The organism is Methanosarcina sp. 2.H.T.1A.6, assembly GCF_000979455.1.
In the GTDB taxonomy this organism is placed as follows: domain Archaea; phylum Halobacteriota; class Methanosarcinia; order Methanosarcinales; family Methanosarcinaceae; genus Methanosarcina.
The window spans coordinates 1-12,769 of record NZ_JJOY01000049.1; the positions used below are offsets into that span (position 1 = coordinate 1).

The 12,769-nt window shown below is 45.1% G+C and carries 12 protein-coding genes and 1 other RNA gene; 11 read left to right on the top strand and 2 right to left on the bottom strand.

What is annotated here, in order from left to right:
• Positions 1-309 precede the first annotated feature (309 nt).
• Both EO98_RS14825 and EO98_RS14835 read left to right on the top strand, forming a co-directional pair.
• Positions 310-693: a ferritin family protein gene (locus tag EO98_RS14825; protein WP_048135681.1), complete on the top strand. Its 384-nt coding sequence runs from the start codon at positions 310-312 to the stop codon at positions 691-693.
• Positions 694-1,682: 989 nt separating this feature from the next.
• Positions 1,683-2,360 (top strand): NAD(P)/FAD-dependent oxidoreductase, encoded by a 678-nt coding sequence (locus EO98_RS14835; RefSeq protein WP_048141966.1) that lies wholly within the window; start codon positions 1,683-1,685, stop codon positions 2,358-2,360.
• A 96-nt stretch (positions 2,361-2,456) separates the two neighbouring features.
• Here EO98_RS14835 and EO98_RS18560 read toward each other — a convergent pair whose 3' ends face one another.
• A complete protein-coding gene (locus EO98_RS18560) occupies positions 2,457-2,597 on the bottom strand; it encodes a hypothetical protein (protein ID WP_156161147.1) in 141 nt (46 codons plus the stop codon).
• 336 nt (positions 2,598-2,933) lie between these two features.
• Here EO98_RS18560 and hdrE point away from each other — a divergent pair, with 336 nt between their 5' ends.
• From hdrE to EO98_RS14865, 6 genes are all read left to right on the top strand, one after another.
• Entirely contained in the window at positions 2,934-3,716 is a 783-nt protein-coding gene (gene hdrE / locus EO98_RS14840) for a dihydromethanophenazine:CoB--CoM heterodisulfide reductase subunit HdrE (protein ID WP_048141969.1), read from the top strand.
• A 2-nt stretch (positions 3,717-3,718) separates the two neighbouring features.
• Positions 3,719-4,978 carry a dihydromethanophenazine:CoB--CoM heterodisulfide reductase subunit HdrD gene (hdrD, locus tag EO98_RS14845; RefSeq protein ID WP_048141971.1) on the top strand — a complete coding sequence of 420 codons (1,260 nt, stop codon included), beginning with the start codon at positions 3,719-3,721 and terminating at the stop codon, positions 4,976-4,978.
• 98 nt (positions 4,979-5,076) lie between these two features.
• Positions 5,077-5,712, top strand: a complete 636-nt coding sequence (locus tag EO98_RS14850; RefSeq protein WP_048141972.1) for a DUF116 domain-containing protein — start codon at positions 5,077-5,079, stop codon at positions 5,710-5,712.
• On the top strand, positions 5,705-6,340 hold the full coding sequence (locus EO98_RS14855; RefSeq protein ID WP_048141974.1) for a DUF116 domain-containing protein: 636 nt from the start codon (positions 5,705-5,707) through the stop codon (positions 6,338-6,340). Before EO98_RS14850 ends, EO98_RS14855 begins: the two co-directional genes overlap by 8 nt.
• Before the next feature lie 176 nt (positions 6,341-6,516).
• A complete protein-coding gene (locus tag EO98_RS14860) occupies positions 6,517-7,641 on the top strand; it encodes a geranylgeranyl reductase family protein (RefSeq protein ID WP_048141976.1) in 1,125 nt (374 codons plus the stop codon).
• A gap of 194 nt (positions 7,642-7,835) precedes the next feature.
• The gene (locus tag EO98_RS14865; protein WP_048141979.1) at positions 7,836-9,005 is read left to right on the top strand and encodes a geranylgeranyl reductase family protein; all 1,170 of its coding nucleotides are present in this window, start codon (positions 7,836-7,838) and stop codon (positions 9,003-9,005) included.
• A 202-nt stretch (positions 9,006-9,207) separates the two neighbouring features.
• On the opposite strand, the gene rnpB is transcribed toward EO98_RS14865, so the two are convergent.
• Positions 9,208-9,568: RNase P RNA component (gene rnpB / locus EO98_RS17580), an RNA gene on the bottom strand.
• Between the two features lie 392 nt (positions 9,569-9,960).
• Here rnpB and EO98_RS14875 point away from each other — a divergent pair.
• From EO98_RS14875 to EO98_RS14885, 3 genes are read left to right on the top strand one after another with little or no spacing between them, the layout of a single operon-like run.
• Positions 9,961-11,100, top strand: a complete 1,140-nt coding sequence (locus tag EO98_RS14875; RefSeq protein ID WP_048141983.1) for a methanogenesis marker 9 domain-containing protein — start codon at positions 9,961-9,963, stop codon at positions 11,098-11,100.
• Positions 11,087-12,133 carry a triphosphoribosyl-dephospho-CoA synthase gene (locus tag EO98_RS14880; protein ID WP_048141985.1) on the top strand — a complete coding sequence of 349 codons (1,047 nt, stop codon included), beginning with the start codon at positions 11,087-11,089 and terminating at the stop codon, positions 12,131-12,133. Before EO98_RS14875 ends, EO98_RS14880 begins: the two co-directional genes overlap by 14 nt.
• On the top strand, positions 12,130-12,759 hold the full coding sequence (locus tag EO98_RS14885) for a DUF447 domain-containing protein (RefSeq protein ID WP_052734557.1): 630 nt from the start codon (positions 12,130-12,132) through the stop codon (positions 12,757-12,759). Before EO98_RS14880 ends, EO98_RS14885 begins: the two co-directional genes overlap by 4 nt.
• The last annotated feature ends 10 nt before the right edge of the window (positions 12,760-12,769 follow it).

Consider the following 12,769-nt stretch of genomic DNA (forward strand, 5'->3'; position numbering starts at 1 on the left):
ATTATTATCATTATTATTATTATTATTATTATCTGTTTTTTATTTGTATTATTTACCTGTTGCAATCTTTTTTATCTTTAAGAATATGCAGAACTCTTATTTATTTCCCTTAATATTAGTGTTAAACTTTGCAGGATTTAAACTTTACAGGATTTAAACTTTGCAGGATTTAACATAGAAGGGTCGAATGCAGGGGTTAAATACAGCCAGAGATTTATATTTACCTGAACAGAAAGAAACTTTAGTTCAAAATCCGATCATGCGTTTTATTTATAAGTAAGATTATTTTAAATAAAACATGGTGATTTTATGACTCTTGAAAAAATTCTGAAAGATACCTTTAGAGGAGAGACCACTGAAGTTGGATGGTACCTGGCAATGTCTAAGATTGCTGAACAGGAAGGGCTTGCAGATGTTGCAGTCTACCTCCGCCAGATAGCAATGGACGAAGCCTGGCATGCCACAGAAGTGGCTGAAATTATGGGGCTTGTAAAAAGCACGACAATTGAAAACCTTGAAATGATGCTTGAAGGGGAAAGTAAAGCCGAGGTCGAAAAAGCTGAAGCTGCAGAACTTGCCAGAAAGGAAGGCAATACCAGAGCTGCTCTTTTCTTTGAGAGGGCGTCCCTTGACGAAGCCAGGCATAAAGCAGGTCTCAAGGGCTTTCTGGAAAGGATTAAAAAGCAGCAGTAAAAACTGCAAACGGATCTCCTGATCCGTTCTTTTCCAGCAGAGTTGCGATTCGGGATCACAGGAAATCGGAGATTTTCTGGGAGTTGCTATGTAATCGCAACAGTCCGCCGTCCTTTTCGCTTTGCTCAAGAGGACTTATTTATGGGTGAGAGTAGCAATCTTCACTCAACTGGATTCATTACGCTTTCTCTAACCCATACAACCATATTCGCTATACATAGCCGTTTTTATCCCGCTCTACGCAGGAGAACGGCCGCCATACAAAAAAGAGACGAAAGAAAAATAAAAGCTAGTGTCGTGGCAACTAAATTATGGGGCGTTAATATGTGGATAATTCCTCATACGTAGTCCTTTGTCTTAATTTTGATGACTCATAACTAAATTTCCTGGACACTAGAAAGTGACAGCTGCTGTAACGCTTGTGAGTAAGAACGATAACCAAACAGGCAAAAGAGGAAGAAATTTAGGGCTTTATTTCTCTTTCATTTATTCTGCTTTTTTTTCAGGGCCGCCAGACAAGCTGGCGGTGGCGCTTATATTTATCTATGAATTTAAATGAGGTTCCTGAGGTCAATACCAACCGATTAATCCGGAACCACCCACGCATTTGGTCCCAAAATTGAATTCACTCCCTGAAACAGGTAGTTGTGGGCACATACAATTTATATTGTCTCGAGCAATATATTATCTGGTCTGGTGCTCTTTTTTACGAGTCCAGAAGTTTAATTCCTCTAATCCGGAAGGGTACCGGATTATCGAGGTTCTGTGGTTATGGAAGGGGTCTAATTTCTTGGGGTTAAACAGGTTTTCACATCCGTTTCTTTACGGATCTCTGTAAGGGTCTCTGTACTGGTCAAAGGTATTTTTCGGGAACTTCAGCCTGTTTATCAACTCAGTTTTTGCTCTGATGTCTGGACATCGGTCTCAAGCAAACTGATTATTAGATCCTGAAACAAACCTGAATCTATTAAATTAGGAGAGTGTAAAATATGGTAAGCAAGGAATATGTTAAGGGAGACCTTCCTGAGAAAGCTGCAATCTTGCAAAGAGATGGGGAAACTTATGCAATTGCTCCACACATTCCCGGAGGGATCGTATATCCCGAAACTCTCAGAAAGATAGCAGACATCGCAGACAAATATGGGGCTGCAGCTCTGAAAATTACTTCAGCCCAGAGAATTGCGATTGTAGGGCTCAAGGAGGAAGACCTGGATGCAGCATGGGCTGAACTGGGTATGAAACCCGGAGCTGCCATCGGGCTCTGTGTCAGGAGCGTCAAAATCTGCCCTGGAACTACATTTTGCAAGAGAGGCAAACAGGATGCCGTCGGGCTTGGCTTGAAACTTGATGAAAAATACCACGGCATGCAGCTTCCTTCTAAATTCAAAATGGCTGTTTCCGGCTGTCAGAATTCCTGTTCCGAACCGAGCATAAAAGACATAGGAATCATGGGCACGGCAAAAGGCTATACTCTTAGCGTCGGGGGGAGCGCAGGGCCTCGTCCAAGGCTCGGGAGTGTGATGGCAAAGGACCTTTCCGAAGAACAGGTTCTGGATCTTGTTGACAGGATAATTAACTTCTATAAAGGATATGGAAAGGCAAGAAGGATCGGAGAAGTACTGGATGAAATAGGGATTGAGAAATTCAAAGAAGGGGTAGGGCTGTAAGCAGATCTCTAATTATTAGTTTGTCTCAAGAAGACTAATTATTAGTTCATCTCAGGAAGAATGCTGGGTATTTTTTCTTCAGAGTAAAAGGTTTTTTTAAGCATCTTGCAGGAGTTTTAATCCAGATGTCCCTCTTTCCCCAGCTTTTTCCACCCTATAGTTTTTGGCTTTTTCGGAGTCCGTTTTATCTTTTTCAGCGATTTCTTCATATCTCTGAAATCTTATTTTCATTTTCATCAAGGAAGAATTTCAATAAGAATGTTTTATAATTTTTATGTTATAATTTTACCCAAATTTTCCAGTTTCCCTTTTTCTTTCCCTGTTAGACTGCTTTAATGCGGCCCTATTTTCGCGCCTCTTGCGAGCTTTTCGATGTATTGTATGTTAAAGATAACGTTTAAATATAATAGATACAAAGACTAACAGACTATTCAAACCTTATACAGACAGTTGCTACGGTTCTTGCTCTGTCTTTACTGTTATTGATATTCTATAACATCAATGATAATTTTGAAGCAGTATCAGTTTTCAGTTTTTACCCATATATAGGAGGAATAAACTATTAGCAGTGAGATGGCATACTTCTCTGGGCTCTCGGATGCACTCAGACTTACGTTTGTCCAGATAATGATATTCAGCACAATAGCCATTGTGATTTTCTTATACGGTATGATCCTTAACTTCCAGAAATGGGGTGCAGGCGTCACAGGCTATGCCCTTGAACCTCAGCCCGGAAGCAAGGGAAGTGCGATCAGATTTTTAAAGACCTGGTGGGGACAGGTAGTAGAAGAGTCTCACCACGGACACGGAAAACCGATTCTTGAGGTTCTCATCCTCGACATTATGTTCCAGAGGAGAATTCTCAAAAGAAGCCCGGTGCGCTGGTTCATGCACTTTATGATTGTTGCAGGCTGGATGGCCCTTTTCGCTCTGTCAGGGCTCATGTTTGCAGTGGAAATGATCGAAAAATTCGGAATCGAGCTTCCATTCACCCCCGCCGAGTTCAGAGATTTCCTCGCACTCCCGAACTATATTTTCGGGTATGTCCTGCTTATCGGAGTCATGATTGCAGTAGTCAGGAGAATCTTTGTCTCGGATGCAAGGAAAGCTTCCATAATGTATGACTGGGTCCTTCTCGGAGGAGTCTTCTTAGTCACGATTTCCGGTTTTGTTGCCGATGGTATAAGGACCGGATTTATCTGGAGCTTTGGGCTTGATCCCTCAACTGCACCCCCTGCAGCTCTCTTCCACTCCATAATTTCCCTGCTCTTCTGTATCGCATACATCCCGTACAGCAAGTACATACACGTAATCGCCACCCCGCTTGCAATCCTTGCAAACAAGGGAGGAGAATAAAAATGTCAAAAAAAACTCCATCTATTGACACCAAGAACCTTACAGCAGTCCAGCTCATGGAGCTCGACTCCTGCACCCGCTGCGGTGAATGTGTAAAATGGTGTCCAACTTACGCTGCTTCCGGCGAGAAGCCCGGGTTAGCTCCCAGGGACAAGATCCTGCGCTGGAGACAGTTCATGAACAAGTCCTACGGGCTTAAAGCAAAGCTGTTCGGCCCTACGGAAATCCCCCAGTCCGAACTTGAAGAATTCAAAGACGATGTACACGGCTGTACCACCTGTGGTATCTGTGCAACTGTTTGTGAATCAGGTATCAACACTGTGGAACTCTGGGAATCCATGAGGACAAACCTCGTCAAGAAAGGCATCGGTCCCTTCGGAAAGCAGGGCATGTTCCCTAAACTTATCGGGCAGTACCACAACCCTTACCTCCTTGACCAGAAAGACAGGCTTGCCTGGGTCCCCGAAGACGTTAAGATTGCAGACAAGGCAAACATCGTCTACTTCACCGGCTGTACTGCAGGATACAAGCAGCTCGCTCTGGCTTTTGCCACCTCCCGTGTGCTGAATAAGCTGGGCATCGAGTTCGCCATGCTCGGGGAAGAAGAATGGTGCTGCGGCTCCGCCCTTATCAGGACCGGACAGGTCCATGTCAATGACGTGGCCAGGGAAACTGCAAGGCACAATGTAGAAGCCATTAAGGCAAAGGGTGCCACAAAGGTCCTCTATGCATGTGCAGGCTGCTTCCGTGCCTCCAAGGTCGACTGGCCGAGGCTTCTCGGAGAAGAACTGCCTTTTGAGGTAGTCCACATCACAGAGTTCCTTGCAGATTTGATCAAGAAGGACAAAGTTAAATGGGAAAAATCCATTGACAAGACCATTACATACCACGACCCCTGCCACCTTGGCCGCCACGTAGGTGTCTACGATGCTCCCAGGTTTGTGCTTGAACACATCCCGGGTGTTAAGTTTGTAGAAATGGACAGGGTCAAGGAATTCCAGCGCTGCTGTGGAGCTGGCGGTGGTGTGAAGGCAGGTCTCCCCGATCTTGCCCTCGGTGTTGCCGAATCCCGCGTTAAGGATGCCCTTGAAACCAACGCAGACATCCTCTCAAGCTCATGCCCCTTCTGTAAGAGGAACCTCATGGACGGCCGTGACTCCCTCAAAGCCGACATCGAGGTTGAGGACGTAATTGTACTGGTTGCACAGGCCCTCGGTCTCAGTGTAGAAGAACCCAAAAAGGAAGCGCCCAAAAAGGCTTGAAGGCTGGTTTTTTCCAGCTTTCTTTATTTCTCTTTTTTGATCCAGTGTCTTATTTTTTATAGTAAAACTTAAATACCGATACCTACTTCCCCTTGAATATGTATATTCCTTACGAATTTCTCGGAAAAGTATTCGTGTACCTGATGCTCCTTGCTTTTGTAGGTACCGAGCTTGCCCTTCTCATAGGGGTCTACTCGTTCAAAAAACACAGGATCATTTTTCCGAGTTTCGTACTGTTCACACTCTACCTTTTCTATTCTCCTGCAAAATGGATCTGCAGAGTTTTCCGGATAAGGGATACCCTTGTTGACGATATTCTCATTGATGTCCGGAACGCTGTTATGCACGATGATTTCCTGCACACCAAAGGTAAGAAAATTTTGCTTCTTCCGCAGTGCCTGCGTCACCCTAACTGTAAGGCCCGCTGCGACCCGGTTTACGGGTATGAGTGTAAGCGCTGTGGGCTCTGTGACATTTCAAAACTCTACGAAGCTGCTGAAAAGTATGGTTTCAGGGTTTTTGTAGTCCCTGGGGGCAGCTTTGTAAAAAAGATCTTCAAGAAATATAAGCCGGAAGCCTGTCTAGGGGTTGCCTGCTATAATGAACTTGCTGAGAACATGCAGGCTGTTTCGTTTGTCCCCACTCAGGGAGTCCTTCTCCTCAAGGACGGGTGCTTCAATACGGAAGCAAACGTTGAGGAAATAATTCATAAAATGGAGATGTGCGATGTATAACTACATTGGAAAGGCACTGTTTTTTGTCACCATCCTATCCCTTGTCCTTTCAGCCGTAGCCCTGGCTGTCAGCCGCAAGAGCCTCACACAAAATGTCTTGCTGGCAGGGTTTTTTGCAAATGTGCTCGACTTCTTTTATTTGCCTCTGAGACATATTTTTCTCAAGTTTTCCGATACCCGTGTTCTGGACAAATGGATGTCATCTCTGAAAATCAGAGCCCATGCTTCTGCCTTTGCAAAAACAAAAAAAAGGATTATTCTTGCTCCCCACTGCATGCGAGCTCTTGACTGCCCTGCCCATTCTACACAGACAGGTATTCAGTGTAAGTCCTGTGGGAAATGCGTTTTTACTCAGTTAAAGAAAGATGCTGAAAAATACGGGTATAAGGTTTTCATCCTGACTGGCTCTTCATATGTGAAGAACATACTCAAAATGGAAGCCTCCGATGGTATTCTTCTAATTGCCTGCGATTATGAAATCAATAAAGTTATGCGTGCCCTCAAAGGCAAAAAAGTGATAACCTACGGAATTACTATGGAAAACGATGGCTGTTTCGGGACTGAAGTGAATTACCAGAAGGTGCTTAAAGTTTTTGATGATTTTAAAAGTCAATCTAACAGGTTATAAGATACGTCAATGTTTTCTCCGACGGTTCTCTTTTTTTTATACTTATTTCCTATTTTTTCTTCTTTTTTCCCGACTCAATCGCAATTTTGAATTAATATCAACACTTTAAATTAGCTCCTTATTTAATATAAGTGAAGTTCAGATAATTTCTGGATACTTTTGAAGGTGCTACTTTCATGTATGACGTAATCATCGTAGGTGGTGGCCCTTCCGGAGCCTCGGCCGGAAGAAGGGCGGGAAAACTTGGTCTCAAGACACTGCTGCTTGAAAAAGAGGAATTTCCCAGGTACAAACCCTGTGGAGGAGGGCTTTCGAAACATGCTATTTCGTTCCTTGATTTCGAGCTCTCTGAGGATGTTATTGAGTGGGAAGTCACAGGGGCAAGAGTCTCTTTCAAGGGGCAGACAGTTGAAGCACACAAAGACCACTCCCTTTGCACTATGGTCTCCAGGGATGTTTTTGATAACCTCCTGCTTGATAAAGCAAAGGAGAGCGGAGCTGAAGTCCACACCGGGGAAAAGGTCTTCCAATTTATGGAAAATCCTGAGTTTGTGGAGATCACGACAGAAAAAGGAACCTATCAGGCAAGGTTTGCCATTATCGCTGAAGGGGCGCATGGGCTTCTCAAGACCTGTGTAAGACCTGTCGATAGTAATGAAGAGTGTGGAATCTGTGTGGTTACCGAAGTTCCAGCCAGCGAAGAGGAAATCGAAAAAAGGAGCGGTAAAACCGTTGATATGTGTTTCGGAGTGGCTGGCGGTGGATACGGCTGGATTTTCCCTCACAGGACTTATTATTCAGTTGGAGTCGGAGGACTCATTAAGGACCTTCCTCACCCTAAGGAAACTATGCTTGAGTTCCTGAAAGATAATGGTTTTACCGGCGATTACAAATTAAAAGGGCACAAAATCCCACTGGGCGGGGTTAAGAGAAAGATCACTGGCTCAAGGGTCCTTTTGAGCGGGGATGCCGCAGGATTTGTAGATGCCTTTTCAGGCGAGGGGCTTGCTTATGCCATAAGTTCAGGGCAGTTTGCTGCTGAAGCGATTGCCGGAATTTGCCGGTGTGATGGGAATCTCAAAGATTTGAGCAGATACGAGTCCCTCTGCCAGGCAGAGTTTGGAACTCATCTTAAGTATTCACTTATGTTTTCCAGGATAATGCATCGTTTCCCTACCCAATCATTTAAAATCTTTTCATCAAGTGAAAAAATGGTTGATAAATATCTTGAAGTTGTGGATTTTAGTATTACTTATAAGGAGTATCTTCGCTGGTCCGTTTTGAATTTTAAACTCAGGTAATCAATAATAGGGGATTTTCAAAAATAAGCCGGGATTTTCCAGGGCACTCAAGCTTTTATTGGAGATCCCCTTCTGATTCTCTTTTTCCTCTATCTTTTTATTGTTCCAGCATCAATCTACTTATGGGGTAAACCATTCATTTGAGGCTGTCTGTTCAAGGCATGCCTCTTCTCCATAAGCAGGGGGTCTTGAGCATGTATGATCTGATTATAGTGGGTGGAGGGCCTTCGGGAGCTTCTGCCGGAAGAGCAGCTGGAAAAGCAGGAATTTCAACCCTCCTGCTTGAGAAAGAATATTTTCCGAGGTATAAGCCCTGCGGAGGGGCTCTATCCCCTTATGCTTTATCCTGCCTGGATTTCAAACTCCCCGAGTCCGTAGTCGAGAGGGATATTTCAAAGATAAGGATTCATTTCAGGGAGCACTGTACTGAAAGGCAAACCCGTTCAAGGTTAGCTTTGCTGGTCTCCAGAAAGGTCTTTGACAATTTCCTGCTTGATAAAGCCAGGGAGACTGGAATTGAGGTCCACTTCGGGGAAAAGGTGCTGGACTGCGAGGAAAGAGAAGAATACGTTGAGGTTAAGACTTTGCAGAACACTTACCTTGCCAAGTTTGTCCTTATTGCGGAAGGCTCCGGAGGCATGCTTAAGTATAAAGTAAGGCCGCAGAGAGACCGGAGAACGGAATATGGGCTTGCCCTTGTTTCGGAAGTTCCTGAAGATGACGAGGTGATAAGGAATCGGTTTCCCGGTGTAATAGACATTCATTTCGGGACTGCACCTGGGGGATACGGCTGGATTTTCCCTCATGCAGGGTACTATTCCGTGGGAGTCACGGGCACAGCTGAATATCTGAAGCATCCGAAGAAGGTAATGCAGGATTTTTTGCGGGCAAACGGTTTTTCAGGAGAATTGCAGGTCAGTTCCCATATTATCCCGGTAGGAGGGATAAAACGAAAAACCATAAGTTCAAGGGTCCTTCTGAGCGGGGATGCCGCAGGTTTCGTGGACGCCTTCATAGGGGAAGGTATTGCATATGCCATCCGGTCAGGGCAGCTTGCAGCGGAGAACGTAGCTGATCTTGTGCTTTATGACCGGAAATTGAGCGCCCTTAAAGAGTATGAATCCAGGTGCAGGCAGGAGTTTGGAAACTTCCTTGGCAGTTCCCTTAAACTGGAAAAGGTTATGCATCGTTTTCCCGAGACCTCTTTCAAACTTGTTCTCAGCAGGAAGGAAATATTGGATAAATATCTGGATGAAGTTGTATTCAGTAGAAGCCACAAAGACTATGTCAGGTGGTTATTGCTCAATTTCAGTCTGGCTGAGCCCTCCTCCAAAATTAAGTCCACAACTGAACGAAATCGGTAAGGGTTTCTATAAAGCAAGAGCTAACAAATAAGAGTAGGGATTAATGGAAAAAAAGTGGGGTGTAATAGCTAAGGGCAATGAAAGAACAGCTTCGGGGTCCTAAGAGCAGGTAAAAGAAACTGATCGAAAGTGCGAAACCAAAAGAAAACAAAGAACTTCTGAGCAAAGATTGAAAATAAACCTGAAGATAATCATTGTATGCGAGTGAGGCGTGTAAGCTCCCTTCTGTTCATGCAAAAATTCCTGCCACCTCATCAGTGGAAGAAATGATCCCTGAGGACTCTTGCATCGACGGCATTCGGCTAAGCGTTACCAAAACCAATCGGGCGATTCCGAACTGCTCGTTATTCCCGATTTCCAACTTGCACCCACGAGGATTCGCCGTTTCATCCACTCTCCCTGTGACCTCAGCTTATGGCATCATCGCATTTGCAGGGGATGGTTATCGTTTCTGTGCCAGGGCCCGGGCTCTCGCCCGACATCCTTTACAGATGTTCGTGTGTCCGGAACGGTGGGGAGACTTTCCTCAGACCAGAAGGTCCGGCAGCCGCCCAGCCTCTCTCGCATATTGATGATTAACTTGCCCTATATATTTTTCGATGGTATATATATTTATGGGATGATATTTCTGCAAAAGGAGACTGATTAAAGAGGACTCCTGAGTAAAATTGTCTTCAGCGACCTCTGGCTGATTTTTCTGGCTGATTTTAATTCTTTCCCGGTTCTGGATGAACGGGTGCATTCTTTCCGTGTACTCCATATATCGTTTGCGTGTTAGGGATATGCCCAAATATTAATATATATGTATTGTAATCGAGAAAATGAAATGGATTTTCCATTTCCTAAATCTCTTAAAAAATATTCAATTCAGATTAAAAAGATTCGTTAGCTTAATATGTGACTATAACTATCATTTTTGTGTTCAGTTTACAGTCTTATTTTTTAGAGGTAAAACATGAGTGATTGTCTATTTGATTTGCATATTGGATATGTCCGTTTTAGAAATCCCATTGCACTGGCGCCAATGGCAGGAATTGTCGACAGCGCTTTTGCCAACCAGTATGCAGGTGATGCCGGGCTGGTAGTGCTTGGAGCCTTCAATCTTGATGAAGGATCTATTGCAGTTGCATCAGAGCTCGTAGCCAGAGGTAGAAAAGAGTTCATCTCCGATGAACCTCTGGAGCTTATAAAAAAGGAAATCCGGGCAGTAAACTCGGGCAGTGCTGTTGCAGTAAACGTCAGAAGCACCACCCTTGAGCCTTTAATTGAAGCTGCTAAAATTGTAAAGGAAGAAGGGGCAATCCTTGAGTTAAACGCCCACTGCAAGCAGCCTGAAATGCTTGAGGCAGGCATCGGAGAAGCCCTTTTGCATGACCTCCCAAGGCTTTCTGCCTGGATAAAGGCAATAAAGGAAACCGGAGTCGTGCTTTCCGTAAAGGTACGGGCAAATGTGGTGAATGATGTAAAACTTGCCAGGCTTATTGATAAGGCTGGGGCTGATATCATCCATGTAGATTCCATGCTCGAAAAGTTTGGAGCCGACCTTGATGCGATCACAAGTTACAGGGACGCTACAAGGCTCTTCCTTATAGGCAACAACTCGGTTACTGACTTTGCCACGGCAAAGGACATGTTTTCCCGAGGTGCTGACATGGTCTCTGTTGCGAGAGGCGCCATGGAAAACCCTGGATTGATAAAGGAACTTGTAGAGAGTGTCAGTTCGTATCAGCAGTCAATAGGCTGGTATAATGCTCCCAAGCACGTTTGCAGTGAAGGGGACTTCAGGGCTCTGGCTTTCTGCTGCCTTCCGGTAAAACCCTGCCCTGTGCATGCGAAATTCCGAAAGCTGGGATACACTGCCGAAGAGTTCGCCCGGACAAAAATGGAATTTGCCAGAGGCACAATGCTCGAGTACGGGGAGGATACCTGTTTCGGCAGCCTTGTCTGGTGCTGTAAAATTACAAAGCCCTGCTGGATCAGGAACGGTGTACTGAATACACTTAACCTCTCTGATGCGGAGTACATGAAACTTAAGGAGCAGCTGGCAAAACACGTCCTTGATCATGCCAGGATTCCGGTAAATGAATCCCAATAACACTGCTTTCTCCTGTCATATCCCTGAATTGGTGGAGGATTCCCGAACCTCAAGCCTGATTGCACGCCGTGCACAGCTTGCTATGTTGCTTGAGGTCTCAGCCTCTCCAAAACCAGGGAACGTTGATAGGGAACATAATTATCCTGATACGTGTTTTGAGCATTTTGTAGCTTCTTCAGTTGCCGTCTATCCTGTCTTTGAGCTTGCTGCAAGGAGTAAAGACAGTATAGGGGCACTTCTCAGGAGTGCGGTTTGCGAAAGCTCTGCTTGGCAGCAGGGAGGAAATACACATTTTGGCGCTTTTTTACTCCTGATTCCGCTGGCAATGGCTGCAGGTAAAATCTCCAGAGAACCTCCCCACTCCGGGGAAGCAGGTTTCCGGCTTGAAGCCGGGGAATTTGAGAGTCTTGCTGCCCGCGCCCATAATTTTGTCCGTGCAACGAACTGCGAAGACGCTGTTGAGTTCTACAGGGCTTTCGGGCATGCAGGAGTCAGGGTAAATAGTGTGGAAGAATTCGATCTTGAAGACTCTGAATCAACTGCCGATCTCAGGAAACAGAACATTACCCTTTACGATCTTATGGAAATTGCCAGAGGGTATGACCTGATCGCAAATGAGTGGACCTCAGGTTTCGGGCGCTGCCTTGAGGGAGCAAAAAGTATTCTTGAGTTCATGCAGGCACGAAACTGTGGGGCAGAAGCCTTTATCGGAGGCTCAGTTTCCAGCTGTTCGGGCACAGGAATCAACGAGGCTGTAGTGTATACTTTCCTGAAACTGCTTTCCAGGCACAGGGATACCTTCATCCAGACCAAGTTCGATATTGAAACTGCAGATTATGTTTCTTCCAGAGCAGGTGAGATCCTTTCAAGCTGGGAAACTTCAGGGAAAACCGCCAGGGACTTTGCATCCATCCTTCCTGCAGTACAGGAGTTTGACTCCGAGCTTCTGAAAAAAAGGATCAATCCGGGCTCTACGGCAGATATTATTATTGCAGGGCTTTTTATTGCCCTTCTTGGAGGACTACGTTTTTGAAAAAATATGATGAATCCGGAGATATCTGTAAACCAGATCTCGACCTCTCTGAATACGGGATTCTGGAAGGTATCTCTGAGACAATCGTAAGTACGGGGCTTGATAATCCCAATGCGGCTCCTATCGGAATTATCAGGAAAAACCAGAAGACTTTTGTCCGCATTTTCAAAGGCAGCCATACAGGGGAAAACCTGGTCCGGGAAGGGGTTCTCGTAGCAAACGTGGTATATGACCCTCTGCTCCTCGTACGTTCCACCTTCTTCGACATTGAATCTTCCGAATTTGATTTTGTGGACATTGGCGGGAAAATGTTTCCTGTCCTGAAATCGGCCATTTCCTGGGTAGCTTTCAGGTGCACCAACCTCAAAGATACGGAACAGACTGTGATATCCGACCTCGTCCCGCTCGGGGCGGGCTTTTTTGAGGCGAACAGGAGAGCGATCCCGACCCCTAACCGCGGCTTCAATGCCGTGCTTGAGGCTACAGTTCATGCAACCCGCTATCAGCTTTCGGGGGATGAAAAATACCTTGAATGGATCCGACACTATGAGACCCTTGCTTCCAAATGCGGGGGAGATAATGAAAAGAAAGCTATGAAACTGCTTTATGAAGTTCTGGGGATTTGAATTTCTCTCT

What these genes read in the sequence shown, in the direction of transcription:
- EO98_RS14860 (WP_048141976.1), top strand. Translation starts at nt 6,517, where the DNA reads ATGTATGACGTAATCATCGTAGGTGGTGGCCCTTCCGGAGCCTCGGCC.
- EO98_RS18560 (WP_156161147.1), bottom strand. Translation starts at nt 2,597, where the DNA reads ATGAAAATGAAAATAAGATTTCAGAGATATGAAGAAATCGCTGAAAAA.
- EO98_RS14850 (WP_048141972.1), top strand. Translation starts at nt 5,077, where the DNA reads ATGTATATTCCTTACGAATTTCTCGGAAAAGTATTCGTGTACCTGATG.
- hdrE (WP_048141969.1), top strand. Translation starts at nt 2,934, where the DNA reads ATGGCATACTTCTCTGGGCTCTCGGATGCACTCAGACTTACGTTTGTC.
- EO98_RS14875 (WP_048141983.1), top strand. Translation starts at nt 9,961, where the DNA reads ATGAGTGATTGTCTATTTGATTTGCATATTGGATATGTCCGTTTTAGA.
- EO98_RS14825 (WP_048135681.1), top strand. Translation starts at nt 310, where the DNA reads ATGACTCTTGAAAAAATTCTGAAAGATACCTTTAGAGGAGAGACCACT.
- EO98_RS14865 (WP_048141979.1), top strand. Translation starts at nt 7,836, where the DNA reads ATGTATGATCTGATTATAGTGGGTGGAGGGCCTTCGGGAGCTTCTGCC.
- EO98_RS14855 (WP_048141974.1), top strand. Translation starts at nt 5,705, where the DNA reads ATGTATAACTACATTGGAAAGGCACTGTTTTTTGTCACCATCCTATCC.
- EO98_RS14880 (WP_048141985.1), top strand. Translation starts at nt 11,087, where the DNA reads ATGAATCCCAATAACACTGCTTTCTCCTGTCATATCCCTGAATTGGTG.
- EO98_RS14835 (WP_048141966.1), top strand. Translation starts at nt 1,683, where the DNA reads ATGGTAAGCAAGGAATATGTTAAGGGAGACCTTCCTGAGAAAGCTGCA.
- hdrD (WP_048141971.1), top strand. Translation starts at nt 3,719, where the DNA reads ATGTCAAAAAAAACTCCATCTATTGACACCAAGAACCTTACAGCAGTC.